The 18,660-nt window shown below is 70.3% G+C and carries 16 protein-coding genes; 5 read left to right on the top strand and 11 right to left on the bottom strand.

The features are described from left to right. Positions 1-44 precede the first annotated feature (44 nt). Both leuS and pabB read right to left on the bottom strand, forming a co-directional pair. Entirely contained in the window at positions 45-2,669 is a 2,625-nt protein-coding gene (gene leuS, locus J2Y42_RS13135; RefSeq protein WP_309859333.1) for a leucine--tRNA ligase, read from the bottom strand. Between the two features lie 129 nt (positions 2,670-2,798). Beyond that, a complete protein-coding gene (gene pabB / locus J2Y42_RS13130) occupies positions 2,799-4,199 on the bottom strand; it encodes an aminodeoxychorismate synthase component I (protein WP_309859331.1) in 1,401 nt (466 codons plus the stop codon). Positions 4,200-4,216: 17 nt separating this feature from the next. Here pabB and J2Y42_RS13125 point away from each other — a divergent pair, with 17 nt between their 5' ends. Beyond that, positions 4,217-5,017, top strand: a complete 801-nt coding sequence (locus J2Y42_RS13125) for an aminotransferase class IV (protein ID WP_309859329.1) — start codon at positions 4,217-4,219, stop codon at positions 5,015-5,017. 25 nt (positions 5,018-5,042) lie between these two features. Here the strand turns inward: J2Y42_RS13125 and cydC are convergent, their stop codons facing one another. From cydC to J2Y42_RS13105, 4 genes are read right to left on the bottom strand one after another with little or no spacing between them, the layout of a single operon-like run. Further along, positions 5,043-6,755 (bottom strand): thiol reductant ABC exporter subunit CydC, encoded by a 1,713-nt coding sequence (gene cydC, locus J2Y42_RS13120; protein ID WP_309859327.1) that lies wholly within the window; start codon positions 6,753-6,755, stop codon positions 5,043-5,045. 4 nt (positions 6,756-6,759) lie between these two features. After that, the gene (gene cydD, locus J2Y42_RS13115; RefSeq protein WP_309859323.1) at positions 6,760-8,448 is read right to left on the bottom strand and encodes a thiol reductant ABC exporter subunit CydD; all 1,689 of its coding nucleotides are present in this window, start codon (positions 8,446-8,448) and stop codon (positions 6,760-6,762) included. A 1-nt stretch (position 8,449) separates the two neighbouring features. Next, positions 8,450-9,496 (bottom strand): cytochrome d ubiquinol oxidase subunit II, encoded by a 1,047-nt coding sequence (gene cydB, locus J2Y42_RS13110; RefSeq protein ID WP_309859320.1) that lies wholly within the window; start codon positions 9,494-9,496, stop codon positions 8,450-8,452. Between the two features lie 13 nt (positions 9,497-9,509). Continuing rightward, entirely contained in the window at positions 9,510-10,922 is a 1,413-nt protein-coding gene (locus J2Y42_RS13105) for a cytochrome ubiquinol oxidase subunit I (protein WP_309859317.1), read from the bottom strand. Between the two features lie 93 nt (positions 10,923-11,015). Between J2Y42_RS13105 and J2Y42_RS13100 the strand changes: the two genes are divergently transcribed. The 3 genes from J2Y42_RS13100 to J2Y42_RS13090 all read left to right on the top strand — a co-directional run bounded on the left by J2Y42_RS13100 (position 11,016) and on the right by J2Y42_RS13090 (position 13,102). Then, positions 11,016-11,384 (top strand): BlaI/MecI/CopY family transcriptional regulator, encoded by a 369-nt coding sequence (locus tag J2Y42_RS13100; RefSeq protein ID WP_018190888.1) that lies wholly within the window; start codon positions 11,016-11,018, stop codon positions 11,382-11,384. Beyond that, positions 11,381-12,337: a M56 family metallopeptidase gene (locus J2Y42_RS13095; RefSeq protein WP_309859312.1), complete on the top strand. Its 957-nt coding sequence runs from the start codon at positions 11,381-11,383 to the stop codon at positions 12,335-12,337. Before J2Y42_RS13100 ends, J2Y42_RS13095 begins: the two co-directional genes overlap by 4 nt. 75 nt (positions 12,338-12,412) lie before the next feature. After that, positions 12,413-13,102: a DedA family protein gene (locus J2Y42_RS13090; RefSeq protein ID WP_309859310.1), complete on the top strand. Its 690-nt coding sequence runs from the start codon at positions 12,413-12,415 to the stop codon at positions 13,100-13,102. Here J2Y42_RS13090 and J2Y42_RS13085 read toward each other — a convergent pair. From J2Y42_RS13085 to J2Y42_RS13065, 5 genes are all read right to left on the bottom strand, one after another. Further along, complete coding sequence (locus tag J2Y42_RS13085) at positions 13,095-14,021, bottom strand: ABC transporter substrate-binding protein (protein WP_018190885.1); 927 nt, start codon at positions 14,019-14,021, stop codon at positions 13,095-13,097. The two genes, J2Y42_RS13090 and J2Y42_RS13085, sit on opposite strands and share 8 nt — an antisense overlap. Positions 14,022-14,085: 64 nt before the next feature. Then, positions 14,086-14,823, bottom strand: a complete 738-nt coding sequence (locus tag J2Y42_RS13080; protein WP_309859307.1) for an ABC transporter permease — start codon at positions 14,821-14,823, stop codon at positions 14,086-14,088. Continuing rightward, the gene (locus J2Y42_RS13075; protein WP_309859305.1) at positions 14,820-15,509 is read right to left on the bottom strand and encodes an ABC transporter permease; all 690 of its coding nucleotides are present in this window, start codon (positions 15,507-15,509) and stop codon (positions 14,820-14,822) included. Before J2Y42_RS13075 ends, J2Y42_RS13080 begins: the two co-directional genes overlap by 4 nt. Next, positions 15,506-16,405, bottom strand: a complete 900-nt coding sequence (locus J2Y42_RS13070) for an ATP-binding cassette domain-containing protein (protein WP_309859303.1) — start codon at positions 16,403-16,405, stop codon at positions 15,506-15,508. Before J2Y42_RS13070 ends, J2Y42_RS13075 begins: the two co-directional genes overlap by 4 nt. A 282-nt stretch (positions 16,406-16,687) precedes the next feature. Beyond that, entirely contained in the window at positions 16,688-17,344 is a 657-nt protein-coding gene (locus tag J2Y42_RS13065) for a TetR/AcrR family transcriptional regulator (protein ID WP_309859301.1), read from the bottom strand. A 201-nt stretch (positions 17,345-17,545) separates the two neighbouring features. Between J2Y42_RS13065 and J2Y42_RS13060 the strand changes: the two genes are divergently transcribed. Then, a complete protein-coding gene (locus J2Y42_RS13060) occupies positions 17,546-18,646 on the top strand; it encodes a phosphatase domain-containing protein (RefSeq protein WP_309859300.1) in 1,101 nt (366 codons plus the stop codon). The last annotated feature ends 14 nt before the right edge of the window (positions 18,647-18,660 follow it).

Here is an 18,660-nt window from a genome sequence, read left to right as displayed (position 1 = left end):
ACGTGCCCGCTCAGGCGGGCGCTGCACTCAAGCGGGCGATGCGCTCAGCCGCGCGGCTTCGTCGCGATGTTGACCAGTCGCGGTGCGCGCACGATCACGTTGACGATCTCGCGGTCGCCGACCGAGCGCACCACCGCCTCGGAGCCGCGGGCCAGGGCCTCGAGCTCGTCGGACGCGATCTTCGGCGACACCTCCAGGCGATCGCGCACCTTGCCGTCCACCTGCACGACGGCGGTCACCGCCTCCTCGATGAGCAGGGTCGGGTCGGGCTTGCGCCACTGCGCCAGCGCCACGGACGGCTCGTAGCCGAGCTTCGCCCACATGTCCTCCGCGGTGTACGGGGAGAACAGGTTCAGCGCCATCGCGATGACCTCGGCGGCCTCGCGGACGGCGGCGTCTCCCGCGCCCGGACCGGAGTCGATCGCCTTGCGCGTTGCGTTGACCAGCTCCATCAGGCGGGCGACGACCACGTTGAACTTGAACGACTCGACCAGTCCTGGTGCGTCGGCCAGGAACCGGTGGGTGACGCGGCGCAGCGCCGGGTCGCCCGTCTTCCAGACCACATCGGGCGCGCTGGTGACATCGTCGGCGATCCGCCAGGCGCGTGCCAGGAACTTCGCGCTCCCCGACGGCGAGACGTCCGCCCAGTCGATGTCGTCCTCCGGCGGGCCGGCGAACGCCATCGTCAGGCGCACCGCATCCACGCCGTGCTCGTCCAGCTGCTCGGACAGCTTCACCAGGTTGCCGCGCGACTTCGACATCGCCGACCCGTCCATCAGCACCAGGCCCTGGTTCAGCAGCGCCGTGAACGGCTCCGTGAAGCTGATGTAGCCCAGGTCGAACAGCACCTTCGTGATGAACCGGGCGTACAGCAGGTGCAGGATGGCGTGGGTCACGCCGCCGACGTACTGGTCGACCGGCGCCCACTTCTCCGCCTCGCGCGGGTCGAACGCCTGGGTGTCGTCGTTCGCCGACAGGAAGCGCAGGAAGTACCAGGAGCTGTCCACGAATGTGTCCATCGTGTCCGTGTCGCGCGTGGCCGGTCCACCGCAGTTCGGGCAGGAGACGTTGACCCAGTCGGTCGCCCCGCCCAGCGGGCTGGTGCCCTTCGGCTGCAGGTCGAGACCCTCGGCCGGAGGCAGCAGCACGGGCAGCTCCGACTCGGGCACCGGCACCTCGCCGCACTGCTCGCAGTGGATGATCGGGATGGGCGTGCCCCAGTAGCGCTGTCGCGAGATCAGCCAGTCGCGCAGGCGGAAGTTCTTCGCCGGTGCGCCCAGGTTCGACGCCTGCAGTGCCTCGGTCACGCGACGGATCGCGTTGGACTTGCTCAGCCCGTCGAACGGCCCGGAGTTGATCAGGCGTCCCTCCCCGGTCAGCGCGACGCCCGTCTCGGACGGGTTCTCGAGCGCTGCCTCCTCGGGCAGGATCGGCTCCCCGGTCTCCGGGTCCGTGTGGATGACCGGGATGGCACCGGTGACCGGCTGCGTCGTGTCGACCACCACCCGCACGGGCAGATCGAAGGCGCGCGCGAAGTCGAGGTCGCGCTGGTCGTGCGCGGGCACGGCCATGATCGCGCCGTGACCGTAGTCGCTCAGCACGTAGTCGGCGGCCCAGATCGGGATGCGCTCCCCGGTCAGCGGGTTGATCGCGTGACGCTCCAGGAACACGCCGGTCTTCTCGCGCTCCGTGCTCAGGCGGTCCATCTCGGTGGTGCCGCGCACGACCTCCAAATAGTCGTCGAAGCGCTTGCGCACCTCTGGGCGCGCGCCCTCGACCAGCTCGGTGGCCAGGTCGGAGTCGGGTGCGACCACCATGAAGGTCACGCCGTACAGCGTGTCCGGACGCGTCGTGTAGACGGTCACCGGCTCGTCACGGCCCTCGATGCGGAACGTGACGTCCGCGCCCGTGGAGCGCCCGATCCAGTTGCGCTGCATCGAGATGACCTTGGACGGCCAGGCGCCCTCCAGCTGGTTCAGGTCGTCCAGCAGGCGGTCGGCGTAGTCCGTGATCCGGAAGTACCACTGGGTCAGCTTCTTCTTGGTGACCAGGTTGTCGCACCGCTCACAGCGACCGCCGACGACCTGCTCGTTCGCCAGAACCGTCTGGTCGAACGGGCACCAGTTGACCTGGCTCGCCTTGCGGTACGCCAGGCCCTTCTCGTACAGCTTCAGGAACAGCCACTGGTTCCAGCGGTAGTACGCCGGGTCGGAGGTCTGCAGCACGCGGTCCCAGTCGAAGCTGGGCGCGTAGCGGCGCATGCTCGCCTTCTGCTGGGCGATGTTGTCGTTGGTCCAGCCGGCCGGGTCGAGGCCGCGCTTGATGGCGGCGTTCTCGGCGGGCAGGCCGAACGAGTCCCAGCCGATGGGGTGCAGCACGTTGAAGCCCTGCTGGCGCCAGTAGCGCGCGATCACGTCGCCCAGGGCGTACGCCTCAGCGTGACCCATGTGCAGGTCGCCAGACGGGTAGGGGAACATGTCGAGGATGTACTTGCGCGGGCGGCTGTCGGCGGGGTCGTCGGTCGCGAACGGCCGCAGTTCTTCCCAGACCGGGAGCCACTTGTCCTGGATGGCGGCGAAATCGTAGGCGGCGCGCTCGTCGTGGGCGCGACCGGTCTGCTGGGGGGTGCTCGCTGCCGTGGTGCCGGCTGCGTCGTGCTCGTGTGCCACGTGACTCTCAATCTCGGTTCCGTCGTGCCGCGTCGGGATTTCTGGCGGCACGGAAGAGGACGGGCGGCGCGCGCCCGGTACTCCAGACTACTAAACGTCGGCGACGTACAGTCCGTTCCCAGCGCGCCCTCAGTTCGCCGTGGGCGTGCTCCCGCCACTGAGTCCGGCCGCCGCCAGCAGCGCGGCCGCCTTCACGCGCACCTCCGCCAGCTCCTCCGCGGGGACCGAGAGCGCGGTGATGCCGCCTCCCGCGCCGATCACGACGCCCTCGCCGCTGAAGTGGATGCTGCGGATCACCATCGCGAGATGCGCGCTGCCGTCCACGCCCAGATAGCCGAAGCACCCGGCGAACGCCCCGCGCGGGCCGCCCTCCAACCGGTTCAGGATGCGCATGGCGCTCAGCTTGGGCGCCCCGGTCATCGAGCCGGCCGGGAAGCACGCGCCCACCGCATCCACCGCGCCGAGCCCGGGGCGGAGCCGGCCCTCGACCGTCGAGACCAGCTGGTGGACCTGTGCGTAGCTCTCCACCGCCAGCAGGTGGCTGACCTCGACGGAGCCGACCTCGCACACCCGCCCGAGGTCGTTGCGCATCAGGTCGACGATCATCACGTTCTCGGCGCGTTCCTTCTCGCTCGCCTCCAGCTCCGCGCGCAGTTCGACATCGGCGGCGACGGTGGCTCCGCGCGGGCGCGTGCCCTTGATCGGGCGCGTGCGGACGCGGCCGGCGTCGACGCGGAGGAACTCCTCCGGCGACGAGCTGACGAGCGTCTCCTCGCCGATCCGGACGAAGCCGCCGAACGGCGCCGGGCTCGCCCGCCGGAGGCGCAGGTGCACGGCGAGCGGGTCGGCCGCGCTGCTCGCCGTGATGCGGTTGGTGAGGCAGAGCTGGTAGGCATCGCCCGCCCTGATCGCCTCCTGACACGCCTCGATCGCGGCGAGATAGGCGTCGTCGTCGTGGCGCCAGTGAGCGACGGCCGGCGGGATGGGATGCGCGGCCAGGTAGGCGTCAGTGGCACCGGCGGCGGTCGCCAGCGCGCGCACGGTCGCGTCGATCCAGGCCGTTCCGTCGGCGTCGTCCGGGGCGACGATCTCGATCTTCCGGTCGGCGTGGTCGAAGACGACAACACGGTCGACGAACAGAAGGGATGCGTCGGTCGTGCGGCCGTGCTCCGGCACCGCGACCGGCGCACCGGCTGCCGACGCACCGGCCTCGTAGCCGAGACGCCCCCACCAGCCGATCGGAGCGGCGAGGCGCTCGGCCTGCTCGCCGTGCCACAGCCCCAGGTCGGCGCCCAGGGCATCCAGCACGTCCCCTGGCTGCGTCACGCCGTCGACGGTGACCGTGCCGTCGGCGACGGACGCGGTCATCCGCACACGGCCCGTCCCGATGTAGGACCGCCCGCTGAGGGCCTCGGGCCCGCTGTCGAGCCAGACCGCGTCCACACCGTCCGCGCCGCCGAACAGCGTCGCGAACGCGTCGGCCGGGTCGACCCAGGTGTCGAGCGGCTGCACGCGGAGCGGGGTGAGCACCGGACTAGCCTAGGCGAGTGGACACGCACAGCACCGGACCGGTCAGCTCCCTCGCCGACTGGGCGGGCGGTGAGCTCCGCGTGCGCGACGACTGCGAGGTGACGGAGACCGAGCTGCTCGGCGCCGACTCGTTCCTGGTCCGCGACGGCCGCGTGCTGGCGCTCGGGCTGCACCGCACCCGGTTCGCCGAGACCGTGCGCGAGCAGGGCCTCGCCGACCGCGCCGAGGTGGACGCCTTCTGGGATGCCGCGATCGGCTCGCTGCCGCGCGAGGGCGACTGGTTTCCGCGGCTGGAGCTCGTGCGCGCGCGGGACGCCCTGCGCCTGCGCTTCCGGCTGCGGACGGCACCGGAACTCACCTCCGAACTGGTGGTCGCGACCGCCGCCGCCGACCCGCGTGTCGTTCCGCACCTGAAGGGGCCGGACCTCGATCGGCTCAGCGCGCTCCGTCAGCGGGTGCAGCGCCGAGGGGCGCAGGAGGCGATCATCCTCGACCACGGCCGCGTGTCGGACGGCACGACGACCGCGCTGCTCTGGTGGCGCGGTGATGCACTGTTCGCGCCGCCCTTCTCGCTCCCTCGGGTCGACAGCGTCGCCGCGCGCACGGTACGGGGTGTGGCCGCTGCGCTCAGCGTCCCGGTCGAGGATGTGGCCGTCCGGCCGTCGGAGTTGGAGGGCGCGGTGCTGTGGGCCGTGAACGCGCTGCACGGCATCCGCGCCGTCACCGCATGGGTGGGCGGGCCGGCTCTCGCGCAGGATCCCGCGCGGACCGACGCCTGGCGCGCGCGGTTCGCCGCGCTGGCGCGACCGCTGCCCTGATCCGCTCGGCCCGGCAACGACCCCGCTACCCGACCAGCGCGCCGTCCTCCAGCCGCACCACCCGATCCACCAGCTCGGTCGGAACGTCCGTGTGCGAGATGAGGAGCACCGTCCGGCCGTCCTCCGCCGCGGTCCGCAGCACATCCCGGACGATCGCATCGGCGACCGCGCTGTCGACGTTCGCGGTGGGCTCGTCGACCACGAGCACCGGGAAGTCGGCGAGGAGCACGCGGGCGAGCGCGATCCGCTGGGCCTGACCGCCCGACACCAGGGCACCGCGCTCGCCGACAGGCTCGGACAGTCCGCCGCGGGCGAGAGCCCAGTCGCGCAGTCCCACCCGGTCGAGCGCATCCAGCAGTTCGTCATCCGTCGCCGTGTCGCGTGCGAACAGCAGGTTCTGGCGCAGGTCGGAGTCGAACAGGTAGGGACGCTGCTCGACCAGCCCGATCACGCGCCGCACGTCGTCCTGGCGCAGGTCGCGAGCCGGGACGCCGTCGATGGAGAAGTCGCCGGTGTGGTCGATCAGGCGCGTGAGGACGTGGGCGAGTGCCGTCTTGCCTGCACCGGTCGGGCCGGTGAGCAGCACGCGCTCCCCCGGCCGCAGCCGCAGGTCGAGCTCGCGCAGCGCGTCGTGATCGTCGTCCGGCCAGTGCGCCGACACACCGTCGAGCAGCACCTCCGGGGCCCCACCGGCGCGGTTCACGTCGAGCGCACGGGCGTCCGGCGCATCCACCGGGATGCCGTCCGGCACCTCGATCGGGGCCGCCGACGCGATCCGCTCCGCGCTCGCCCGCACTCGCCGCCAGGCGCCGAACGCCAGCGGGACGGTGCCGAAGACCTCGAACACCGCGAGCGGGAGCAGCGCCACGACGGCGAGTCCCGGTGCGTCGAGCGAGCCGTCGATCACCGCGGGGATGCCGCCCGAGAGCGCGAGGACGGTCGCCGCGCCCGCGAGGAGCGACACCACGCCCGCGGTCAGGCCGAGACCCACCGCCCGCGTGCGCGACGCGGCCGTCAGCCGCTCCCCGGCCGCGCGCACGCGCTCCTGGGCCGCGGGAAGCGCACCGTAGGCGGTCAGGACGTCGAGGTTCGCGACCAGGTCGTGCAGAGCGTCGTTGAGGTCGGCCCGGAGCGGCGCGATGCGACGTTCGGCGGTCCCCGCCACCCACCGGTTCACCAGCATCCCCGCGACCACTGCGACCGCCAGCGTGATCAGCAGCGCGACGCCCGCCGCCGGGAGGATCAGGAACGCGGCGACGATGCTGCCGACCGCGACCAGACCCGCACTCACCAGCGGTTGGATGACGCGCAGCGCGAGGTTCTGGAGCTCGTCCACGTCGTCCGCCAGCCGCGCCAGCAGGTCGCCCGAGCGCACCCCTCGCAGTCCGTCCGGCGCAAGCGGCTCCAGTCGTGCGTACAGGCGCGAGCGCACCGTCCCGAGCTGCCGGAAAGCCGCGTCATGTCCGGCCAGCCGCTCCAGGTAACGGAAGAACGCGCGCCCGAGGGCGAACGCCCGGACGCCGACGACGGCCGCCGAGAGGTACATCAGGGCGGGCTGCTCCGACGCCCGCGTGATCAACCACGCCGAGACGCCCAGCAGTGCGACGGCGCTCCCGCCGCTCAGGAACCCGAACCCGATGGCGGCCCACAGCCGGCCCGGGGAGGGAATGGCCAGGCGAAGGATGCGGCGCACCTCGACGGGGTCCGCGGCACCCTGGATGCGCGACTCTCGCGCCATCGTCTCACCGGACACCGGACACCTCGCTCTCCTCGGACTGCGTGCTCCTCGCGACACCGTCCGACGCGTCGCGCACAGGCAGCGTGAGCACGACATCCGCCGCCTCCGCCACGGCCGGCCGGTGGCTCACCACGAGCACCGCTGCGCCGTCGTCCGCCGCACGCCGCACCGCACGCAGCAGGCGGGACTCCGTCTCCGCGTCGAGCGCCGAGGTCGGCTCGTCCAGGATCAGCACAGGGCACCGACGCGACCGCAGGCGGTACAGCGCCCGCGCGACGGCGACGCGCTGGGCCTGGCCGCCAGACAGCCCCGAGCCGCCGGGGCCGAGCGCCAGCGTCGGGTCGAGCTCGATGGCCGCGGCATCCCACAACGCCTCGGCGACGCGCGCGTCCCTGTCGAGTGCGGAGCCCTCGTCGCCCAGTGCGACGTTCGACGCAATGCTGCCGGCGAGCAGCCCCGGCCGCTGGCCGGCCCACGCGACCGCCTCGCGCCGCCCAACCGCATCGGTCCGGCCGCCCGCGTGGATGCGGCCCTCGAACGCAGTGAAGCCCAGCACCGCGCTCACCAGGCTCGACTTGCCGGCCCCGCTCGGCCCCCGGAGCACCGCGAACGTCCCCGGCGGCACCGCAGCACTGAAGCCGTCGACGACCGTCCGTCCGTCGTATGCGATCCGTACATCCTCGAACACCAGTCCCGTCCCTGCGGCGACATCCGCATCCGGCGTCACGACGTCCAGGCCCTCCGCCGCCTCGATCACCTCGAACGCGTTCGACGCGGCCTCGATGCCCTCCGCTGCCGCGTGGTAGCTCGCGCCCACATTGCGCAACGGGAGGAACGCCTCGGGCGCCAGCAGCAGCACGAACAGTCCCACCGAGAGGTCGAGCGAGCCGCCCAGCAGGCGTAGGCCTATTGTCACCGCGATCACCGCCACCGACAGGCTCGCGGCCAGTTCCAGCACGAATCCGGAGAGGAACGACATGCGCAGCACCCGCATGGTGTGAACGCGGTACTGCTCGCTCACCTGGCGGATCCGCGCCTCCTGGCGGTGCTGCCGCCCGAACAGCTTCAGCGTCGAGAGCCCGGCGACCACATCCAGGAACCCGCTCGACAGGGTGGAGAGCGCCCGCCACTGCCGTTTCTGCGCCGTCTGGGTCGCCCAGCCGACCAGCACCATGAACACCGGGATGAGCGGGAGCGTGATCACGAGGATGATTCCGCTGGTGAGGTCGCGCCAGCCGATCGTCAGCACCAGGAGCGGCGTCGCGATGGCGGTGCCGATAAGCTGCGGCAGGTACTTCGCGAAATAGCCGTCCAGCGCATCCATGCCGTGACCGGCGACGAGCGTGACGTCGGCGGTGCTCCGGCGGGCGACCCATCCCGGGCCGAGCCGTCCGACCGCCGCGACCAGGCGCTCCCGCAGCTGCCCGACGACGCGCGCTCCGCCGCGGGACGACACCGACTCGACCGCCCACAGCAGACCCGCGCGCACGACCACGACGAGACCCAGCAGGCCGATGGTCGGGCTCAAGCTGGCGAGCGGCTCCCCCGCGATCGCGCGCACCACGACATCCGTCAGCAGCCAGGCGAAGGCGATGATGGATGCGGTCTGCAGCACCGCGAGCCCGGCTCCCGCGGCGAGGGTGCCGCGGGTCGCCGAGGCGTACCGCAGGAGGCGGGGGTCGAGCGGGCGCACGTCAGGCCGTCACGGGCTGCTGGGCGTCGTCCGCACCGCCGGGCTCGGGAGCCTCCTGCGGGATGTGGTCCCGCGTCACCCGCTTGCGGAAGATCCAATAGGTGAAGCCCTGGTAGACGAGGATCAGCGGGAGGAAGATCGCCGCGACCCACGTCATGATCGTCAACGTGGTCTGCGAGCTCGACGCGTTCGCGATGGTGAGGCTGTTCTCCGGGTTCGGCGACGAGGGCATCACGTCGGGGAACAGCGCAGCGAACAACGACACGACGGCGAGGGCGATCGTGGCCGCCATGAACCCGAACGACCATCCCTCGGCCCCGCGTAGGTTGGCGATCCAGGAGGCGATCAGCGCCACCGCGGCGAAGATCGCGAGCGCGAGGAACACCGGCGAGAAGTGCGAGATGGCCGTCCAGCCGAGGAACACCGCGGCGACCACGATGGCCACGGCCCCCGAGCGCGCGGCGAGCCGCCGTGCCCGGACGCGGAGGTCGCCATCCGTCTTCAGCGAGATGAAGACGACGCCGTGGGTGAAGAACAGCAGCAGGGTCGTCAGGCCGCCGACGATGGCGTAGCCGTTCAGGAGGTCGAACAGCGTCCCCGTGTAGTCGTGATTGGCGTTGAGCGCGACGCCCTGCACGATGTTCGCGAACGCGACGCCCCAGAGGAACGCGGGAACTGCGGAGCCGACGATGATCATGCCGTCGAACCACTTCTTCCACCGGGCGCCGGAGCGCTGGTGCCGGTACTCGAACGACACGCCGCGCACGATCAGGGCGAGCAGGATGAGCAGCAGCGCCAGGTAGAAGCCGCTGAAGAGCGTCGCGTACCACTCGGGGAAGGCCGCGAACAGCGCGGCGCCTCCGACGATCACCCACGTCTCGTTGAGGTCCCAGACCGGGCCGATGGTGTTGATCATCACGCGGCGGTCGACGTCGTCGCGGCCGAGGAACGGCAGCGCCATCCCCACCCCGAAGTCGAAGCCGTCGAGCACGAAGTAGCCCACGAAGAAGAAGGCGACGATGCCGAACCAGAGAACTGCGAGATCCATTGTCGTGCTCCTCCTAGTAGACCGTGGCGACGGGGATGGGCTCGCCGGCGTCGTCGAGGTGCTTCTCGATCGCCTCGGGCCCCTTCTGGGCGGCGCGCTTGATGAGCTTGAACTCGACGACCGCGAGGGTGCCGTAGATGGCGGTGAAGGCGACGAGCGAGATCAGCACCTCGAGTCCGGTCGTGCCGGGCGAGACGCCGTCGGCCGTCTTCATGAGGCTGAACACGATCCACGGCTGCCGCCCCATCTCGGTGAAGACCCAGCCGACGATCATCGCCAGCAGCGAGAGCGGCATGGCCCAGATCGCGATCTTCCACTGCCAGGCGCGGGTGGGTGTGCGGCCCTTCCGGGTCAGCCAGAGGCCGACGACGGCGATGGCGACGTGGAGCATCCCGAGCCCGATCATCCAGCGGAACGCCCAGTAGGTGATCCAGATGGTCGGCGTGTAGTCGCCGGGGCCGTAGAGCTGCGTGTACTGCGCCTGCAGGTCGTTGATACCCTCGACGGTGCCGTTCAGGCTGTGCGTCGACAGGAACGACAGCAGGTACGGCACGCGGATCGAGAACAGTTCGTGGACGCCGTCCGGGGTGCCGAGGGTGAAGATCGAGAAGGAGGCGTCCGCTCCGGTCGAGGTCTTGTAGAGCGCCTCCGCCGCGGCCATCTTCATCGGCTGCGTCTCGACCATCGCGAGACCGAGCTGGTCGCCGCTCAAGACCGTGCCGATCCCCGCGCCGACCATCAGCCAGAGGCCGAACTTCAGCGCGGGCCGCATCGTCTCGAGGTGGTTGTTGCGCGAGAGGTGCCACGCGGCGACGGCGATGATAAGGCCGGCCGAGACCATGAAGCAGCCGAAGATCGTGTGCGGGAAGGCGGCGAGGGCGACCTTGTTCGTGAGCACGGCCCAGAGATCCGTGAGCTCCGCCCGGCCCTTGGCGGCGTTCAGGTGGTAGCCGACCGGGTTCTGCATGAAGGCGTTCGCGGCGAGGATGAAGTACGCCGAGAGGATGCTGCCCACCGACACGATCCAGATGGTCGCCAGGTGCAGCCCTTTCGGGAGGCGGTCCCATCCGAAGATCCACAGCCCGATGAACGTCGCCTCCAGGAAGAACGCGAGCAGCCCCTCCAGGGCGAGCGGCGCACCGAAGATGTCGCCGACGAAGCGGGAGTAGTCCGACCAGTTCATGCCGAACTGGAACTCCTGCACGATGCCGGTCACCACGCCCATCGCGAAGTTGATGAGGAAGATCTTGCCGAAGAAGTGGGTCAGCTGGAGGTAGTGCGGCTTCCCCGTGCGGTACCAGGCCGTCTGGAAGATCGCGGTGCAGGTGACCAGGCCGATCGTCAGCGGCACGAACAGGAAATGGTAGATCGTGGTGAGCCCGAACTGCCACCGGGATAGCAGGAGCGGGTCCAGCAGTTCGTTCACGTGAGTTCCCTTCGCCTCTTCTTCTACACATTGTAGAACAGAACTTCTACGAACTGTAGAACATTCTCAGCCTGATCGCGCTACTCTGGATTCGTGGCCAATCTCGGAGAACTCGAACGGGCCGTCATGGACGCCCTGTGGGACGGCGACGCCCCCATCACCGCGGGCGAGCTACGCGACAAGCTAGCGGCGGCCCGCGAGACCGGCAAGGCACCGGCGCTCACGACGATCCTCACCGTCCTCTCCCGCCTCGAGGCCAAAGGATTCGTCGCCCGCGACCGCGACGCCCGACCGCACCTGTACTACGCGGCCCTGACGCGAGCCGGTCACGTCGCCGATCTGATGCGCGAAGTGCTGGAGTCGTCCTCCGACCGCACCGAGGCGCTCGCCTACTTCGTCGGCTCGGTCGACGAGTCCGAAGCCGAGGTGCTGCGCCGCCTGCTCGACGCCCGCAGCGTGTGAGCAGCGACCCCGCCGCCGGGCTCACCGGCGCGATCTTCCTGGGCGCGCTCGCCATAGCGCTCGCGTGGCCCGTGCCGCTGCTGCTCGCGCGCGCCAAGTGGCCCTCCGCCGCCCCCGTGCTGGCCGTCGCCCTCTGGCAGTCGGTCGCCCTCGCGGGAGGCATCTCGATGATCGGCTCGCTGCTCCTGGCGGGGCTGCAGCCGTTCGGCGACAACCTGTGGTCGCGCATCGGTGGAGCGGCCTCCTCGCTGTTCCACGGACCGCTGCCGCCGGACGCCAGCCTCCTCAACGCGTTCCTGCTGAGCGCGGCCGTGCTGCTGACAGCCCACCTCCTGCTGAACCTCGCACTCACCGCGGTGCGCAGCCGCAACCAGCGCCACCGGCACATGGAGCTGCTGCGGCTGCTCTCCTCTCCCCTGCCGGACGCCCCGACCACCCGGGTGATCGACCATCCGGCGCCCGCCGCGTACTGCCTGCCGGGTGCGCGCAGCGTCACCGTGCTCTCCGAGGGCATGATCGCGCTGCTCTCCCCCGACCAGCTGGATGCGGTGGTCGCCCACGAGCGCGCGCACCTGCGGCAGAAGCACCACCTGCTGCTGGATGCGTTCCGCTCCTGGAAGCGCGCCCTCCCCTGGTTCCCCATCGCCACCCGGGCGCAGGACGCCGTCGCGCTGCTCCTGGAGATGCTCGCCGACGACACCGCTCGCCATGAGGCGGGAGACCGCGTGCTCGCGGGGGCGATCCGGCTCGTCGACGAGACGGGGCAGGCGGGCGCCGTGCTCGGCGCCCCGAAGGACCGCCGGACGCCGGAGCAGCGGCGGGCCGCCCTCGTCGCCCGCGAGGAGCGCCTTGCCGACGGCCGCCGGACCGTCGGGCCCGTGCTGCGCGCGACCGTGGTGGTGGCGACGGTGCTGCTCGTCGTCGTGCCGCCGGTGGTCGTGCTCGTCAGCTGAGCGCATCCGCTCGATCCAGCAACGGGTCAGGCCGCGCCGCTACGCTTCCGCTATGCCGCTGCCCGGAGGGACGACATGAACGACGCGCTGACCTGGGTGCTCGACCTCGTACAGAGCGTCGACCCGGTGCTCCGGACGCTGCTGGCCGGGTTCGGCATCCTGCTCGAGACATCCATTCTGATCGGGCTCATCGTCCCGGGCGACACGATCGTGCTGGTCGCCAGCACCGGCGTGGCGAACCCGGTCGAGTACGTCGCGCTGGTCGCCGTCGTCATCGTCGGTGCGCTCTGCGGCGAATCGCTGGGATTCGCGCTCGGTCGCTGGTTCGGCCCGCGCATCCGCACCAGCCGGCTCGGCAACCGCGTCGGCACCCGCAACTTCGACCGCGCCGAAGCGTACCTGGCGCGCCGCGGCGGGATCGCCGTATTCCTGTCGCGGTTCCTCCCGGTGCTGCACTCGCTCATACCGCTCACGGTGGGGATGAGCCCGATGCGCTACCGGACCTTCATGGCCTGGACGGCCCCCGCTTGCGTGCTCTGGGCGTTCGCCTACGTGAGCGTCGGCTCGGCCGCCGCGGGCGGCTACCGCGAGCTGTCGCGGGAGCTGCACTGGGCGGGCTACGCCTTCGTCGGCGTCATCGCGCTGTTCATCGTCGCGGTGTTCGTGGTCAAGAAGGTGCTCGGCAAGCGCGAGAGCCGACACATGGAAGCGGCGGCCCGGGAACCCGAGCCGCCGCTTGATGGAGCCGACCGAACCGTTACTTGATCGGGTGGTCCTGGAGCCACTTCTTGGCGACGGCATCCGGCTGGGTCTTGCTCGACCCCTGGTTCTCGCCGTTCATGTCGATGAGGTCCTCGGTGGTGAGTTCCTTCGACACCTTGTTCAGCACGTCCTTGACCTTGTCGGACGCCTTCTTGCTGTTGATCAGCGGCACGATGTTCTGTGCGGCGATCAGGTTCTTCGGGTCCTTCAGGGTGACGAATCCGTTGTCCTTGATGGCCGGCGTCGTCGTGTAGATGTCGGCCAGCTGGACGTCACCGTTCTTGAGCGCGGCGACGGTCAGCGGTCCGCCGGAGTCGCTGATCGGCTTGAGCGTCGCGGTGACGCCGTACGCCGACTTCAGCCCCGGGATGCCGTAGGGGCGGGTCTGGAACTCCGGGTTGGCGCCGACGGTGAGCGGGTCGGTGACCTTCTTGAGGTCGTCAAGGCTCTTCACGTCCCACTTCTCGGAGAACTCCTTGGTGACGTTGTACGAGTCGGCGTCCTGGGCCTCCGACTGGTCGAGCACCTCGAAGCCCTTCGGCAGGGCGTCGTTGAGGCCGGCGTAGACGTCGTCGCTCGAGGTCGCGGTGCTGTTCTTGTCGTAGAACTGGAGCAGGTTGCCGCTGTACTCGGGGATGAGGTCGATGGAGCCGTCCTGCAGCGCCTTCAGGTAGACGTCGCGCTGGCCGATGCTCGGCTTGTACGCGACCTTGACGCCGTTGGCCTCGAGCGCCTGGCCGTAGATCTGCATGAGGATCTCGGACTCGCCGAACGCGGCCGAGCCGACCGTGACGGTGTCGCTGGAGGACGAGGCGGAGTCGCTGCTGAACGCGCCGCCACCGGACGAGCAGGCGCTGAGGGCGAGCAGCGCCCCGGCGGCGAGCACGCCGGCCGCGAGGCGGCTCTTCTTCGATGCGAACATGATCTTCTCTTCTCTTGGGTGCTCCCGGTCGGGAGGCTGGTGTGCTGGGTGGGACAGGACGGGTTCAGGTCGTGGGGGCGCCTTCCGGCACCGGGCGGGCGGTGGAGCGGCCCCCTTCGGCGCTGTCGCGGACGCGACCGGCGGTGACGCCGCGGGGCACGACGAGACGCTGGACGATGGCGAACAGGCCGTCCGAGACGAGGGCGAGGGCGACCACGATGATGGAGCCGCCCAGGATCTCCGGATAGTTCTGCACCGCGATGCCGTCGAACAGGAATCGGCCGAGGCCGCCGACCGGCAGGATCGCCGCGACGGTCCAGGTGGCGATCACCTGCAGTCCGCCGGAGCGGATGCCGCCGATCACGAGCGGCAGGGACAGCGGGAGCTCGACCTTCGTGAACACCTGCCAGCCGGTCATCCCGATCGCGCGCGCGGCGTCGATGGGGGCGCGGTCGACCGATTCGAGGCCGGAGTACGCGCCGGCCAGGATCGGCGGGATCGCGAGGATCGTCAGCGCGATCAGCGGGGGGACGATGGTCAGGTTGGTCGTCAGCAGCGCCAGGTAGATGACCAGGCCCAGCGTCGGAAGCGCACGAAGCGCACCCGACACGCCCACCGCGAGCCCGCGGAAGCGGCCGGAGTGACCGATGGCGAACCCGATCGGCAGGGCGATGATCGCCGCGAGCAGGAGCGTGAGCAGCGAGTAGACGATGTGCTCGCCCAGGCGCGCGGGAATGCCGCTCGGTCCGGCCCAGTTGGCCGGGTCGCCGATCCACCCGAAGGCGGCGAGGATGTCGGTCATGCGCCGGTCACCGCCTTCATCGCCGCGCGCCGGCTGAGCCGGGCGGCCCTCCGGTCGGATCTCGTCCAGGGCAGCAGCAGGCGCCCGAGTCCCACGAGGATCAGGTCGAAGACGAGCGCCACGACCATGATCAGGATGATGCCGACCAGGACCTCCTCGGTGTACGACCGGTTGAGGCCGTCGGTGAACAGGTAGCCGAGGTTCGGGACGCCGAGAAGCGCTCCGACGCTCACGAGGCTGACCGTGCTGACCGACACCACCCGGAGGCCCGCGAGCAGTACCGGTCCGGCCAGCGGGAGTTCGACGGACCAGAAGCGTCGCCAGGCCGAGAACCCGACGGCGGTCGCCGACTGCAGCACGTCACCGGGCACGGAGCCCAGCGCGTCGGCCGTCGTGCGGACCATCAGCGCGAGCGCGTAGATGCTCAACGCCACCACGACGTTGAGCGGCGACAGGATCTGGGTTCCGATCAGCGCCGGCATCGCGAAGAACAGCGGTAGCGACGGGATCGTGTAGAGGATGCCGCCGATCGTCAGCAGCACGCCGCGGCTCCACCGATAGCGGTTCGCGACCCAGCCGATGGGCAGCGACACCACGAACCCGATGACGATCGGGAGAGCGGCGAGCCACACGTGGGTGACCGTGAGATTCCAGACCTGGCCGAGATTCGACCACAAGAAGCTCACGACGCGTCCTCACCCTGCGCCGGAGCACCCGCGACCGAGACGGTCGCGGCCTTTGCCTCGGAGGGAACGGCTGCGCCACGCGGCGAGCCGGAGAGGACGCCCGCTGCACGGCCGTCGCTGTCGACGAGCACCGAACCGGTCGCTGTCTCCTCGACGTGGAGTGCCCGGCGTCCGCGGTCGGCGCCGACGAAGGACGCGACGAATTCGTCGGCCGGGTCGGCCAGGATTTCGGCGGGCGTCCCCTTCTGCGCGACGATGCCGCCCTTCCGGAAGATGACGACCTGGTCGCCGAGCTTGAAGGCCTCGTCGATGTCGTGGGTGACGAACACGACCGTCTTGTCGAGATCGCGCTGCAAGCGGAGCAGCTCGTTCTGCAGATCGTCGCGGACGATCGGGTCGACGGCGCCGAACGGCTCGTCCATCAGCAGGATGTTCGGGTCGACCGCGAGGCCGCGGGCGACGCCCACACGCTGCTGCTGGCCGCCCGACAACTGGCTCGGGTACCGATCGGCGAGCGAACGCTCGAGCCCTACGGTGTCCATCAGCTCGAGTGCACGCTCCCGCGCATCCTTCTTCTTCACGCCCTTGAGCAGCGGGACGGTGGCGATGTTGTCGACGACCTTGCGGTGCGGCAGCAGCCCCGAGTTCTGCATCACGTAGCCGATCGAGCGACGCAGGGCGACGGGCTTGAGCGAGAGCACATCCTCGCCGTCGATCTCGATCTGCCCGGAGGTCGGATCGACCATCCGGTTGATCATACGGAGGATCGTCGTCTTACCGCTGCCGGACGAACCGACGAGGACGGTGATCTTGCGCGACGGGATCACCAGGGAGAAGTCGTCGACGGCCAGCGTCCCGTCCGGGAAGCGCTTCGTGACATCACGGAACTCGATCACGAGCGGGCTCCCGTCGCCGGGGTCGCTGCGATATCGGTGTCGCGGGATGCGTAAGCTGGTGCGGCCATCTCACCCAGCCAAACAGCGTCTGGCCGATTACGCAATGGAATGCGTCGAATTGTGGCATTCAGGGTCGGTCGCACTGCCGGCCCCCCTTCTGTCGGTGTCACGGCCGTCCGGCGCGCTCGTTCCTTGTTCGGAACGCGCGCCCGTGTGGATGGCAACTTGCCACCGACCACCGACATTCCCACCGGACGGGAATCCGGCGGAACCGCTACGGAGTCAGGACTCGGGGCCGAACCGGCGCTCCAGGTACTCGCGTGCGACCGTCCTCGCCTCGGCGATGTAGCGCTCATCGCCGTTCGGATCTTCCACGAAAGCGCGCGTGATCAGGGAGTCCATGATCTCGACGACGACCTGCAGGCGGAACGCCAGGTCTTCTCCGGCCGGCAGCCCGTACTCGTCGGCGAGGATCTGCGCGAACTGGTTGGCGAAGCCGGTGTCCTGGGCGACGTCCTCCTCGCCTGCGCCCGCGCGCTCGGCTCCCGAGAAGCGGATGATGCGGAAGCCGCTCTCGGTGCGGAACATGTCGACGAAGGCGTCGATGGCGCACTCCACGGCGTTCCACCAGTGCTCGGGCGACTGCGCGTCGATCGCCTCGACGACGGAGCGGCGGTAGCGGAGCAGGGCGCGGTCGCGCAGCGCCTGCAGCAGGACGATGCGGTCAGGGAAATAGCGGTACACGGTCCCGATGGACGCGCCGGCGCGTTCGGCCACCATCGCAGTGGTGAGCCGATCGAAGCCGATCTCGTCGACCACTTCGGCGGCGGCGTCCAGGAGGGCGTCGATGCGCGCTGCGCTGCGCTCCTGGATCGGTTCCGTGCGCACGAGCGGCGCTCCGACGGTGTTCTGACCGGCGACCAGATCGTTGATGGGCACGAGGGCGGCTCCTTCTTTCTCTCGAACAAGGTGGTGGTGCGGGTCCCCAGCCCGGCGACGGGATCACCGTCGCACTACCGGGATCATATTCGGGGAAACCTCACTTCCGCTGGGGAATACCCTTCGACGCGCCGCAGAAATGTCCCCCAGATCTGGGGGATGCATTCGTGTGCACGTTCACTCCATGAGAAAATGACTCAGATGCCCTCCCCCGAATCGCGCCCCGAGCACGTCTCCGGCGACTCCGTCGCCCGTCGCGGCGCCGCGGTCGAGCCGATCATGCACCGTGCCGCGCGCATCGAGGACGCGTTCCACGAGTTCCGTGCTCGGCGCGCCCGCAAACGCGGATTCCTCGCGACCGTCGTCCCGTACACCGGCTACGGCTCGCCCAGCTGGGTGCGCATCCTCGGCCGCGTCGTCCTCGCCAAAGACCCGCGGCCCGGAAGCCGCGCCGAGCGGCTGCACCGCAAGCGCGAGGAGTCGGTCCGCGGCTGGCGGTCGTTCATCAGCGTCCCCCTGGCGGAGACGACGGTGACGGTCGAGATCGAGGGCGACCGGCACGAGGTCGTCACCGATCGCGGCGGGGTCATCGACACGGTGGTCCCCGTACAGCTCGCACCGGGCTGGCACACGATCAAACTCTCGACCTCCGAGTCGGCGCGCGTGTTCGAGGCCCCGGTGTTCATCGTCGACCCGAAGGCGACCTTCGGCATCATCTCCGACGTCGACGACACGGTGATGGTGACGGCACTCCCCCGCCCGCTGCTCGCGGCCTGGAACACCTTCGTGCTGGATGAGCACGCGCGCGTTCCCACGCCGGGCATGGCGGTCCTCCTGGAGCGGCTCTCCGCATCCCACCCGGGCGCGCCCGTCATCTACCTTTCGACGGGAGCCTGGAACGTCGCGCCGACCCTCACCCGGTTCCTGAACCGCAACCTCTTCCCCGCCGGTCCGCTGCTCCTGACGGACTGGGGCCCGACGCACGACCGCTGGTTCCGCAGCGGTCGCGAGCACAAGCGGACGAGCCTCGACCGCCTGGCCGAGGAGTTCCCGGGGCTCAAGTGGCTGCTCATCGGCGACGACGGCCAGCACGACGAGGACCTCTACGGCGACTTCACGACCGAGCATCCGGAGAACGTCGCCGCGGTCGCCATCCGGCAGCTCTCCAGCGGCGAGGCGGTGCTCGCCGGTGGCCGTTCCAAGGCAGACAAGCACGCGGAGCTGTCCGGCACGCCCTGGGTGTACTCCCCGGACGGCGCCGGTCTCAGCGAGCAGCTGACCGAGCTCGGCCTCCTGCGTTAACCGTCCCGGGCCGG

The organism is Leifsonia sp. 1010, assembly GCF_031455295.1.
Classification (GTDB): Bacteria; Actinomycetota; Actinomycetes; order Actinomycetales; family Microbacteriaceae; genus Leifsonia.
This window is presented reverse-complemented; position numbering and strand designations above follow the sequence as displayed.

Coding starts and splice junctions, on each gene's coding strand:
- J2Y42_RS13085 (WP_018190885.1), bottom strand. CDS start 14,021: ATGTTCGCATCGAAGAAGAGCCGCCTCGCGGCCGGCGTGCTCGCCGCC.
- cydB (WP_309859320.1), bottom strand. CDS start 9,496: ATGGATCTCGCAGTTCTCTGGTTCGGCATCGTCGCCTTCTTCTTCGTG.
- cydC (WP_309859327.1), bottom strand. CDS start 6,755: ATGGCGCGAGAGTCGCGCATCCAGGGTGCCGCGGACCCCGTCGAGGTG.
- J2Y42_RS13080 (WP_309859307.1), bottom strand. CDS start 14,823: ATGACCGACATCCTCGCCGCCTTCGGGTGGATCGGCGACCCGGCCAAC.
- J2Y42_RS13060 (WP_309859300.1), top strand. CDS start 17,546: ATGCCCTCCCCCGAATCGCGCCCCGAGCACGTCTCCGGCGACTCCGTC.
- J2Y42_RS13090 (WP_309859310.1), top strand. CDS start 12,413: ATGAACGACGCGCTGACCTGGGTGCTCGACCTCGTACAGAGCGTCGAC.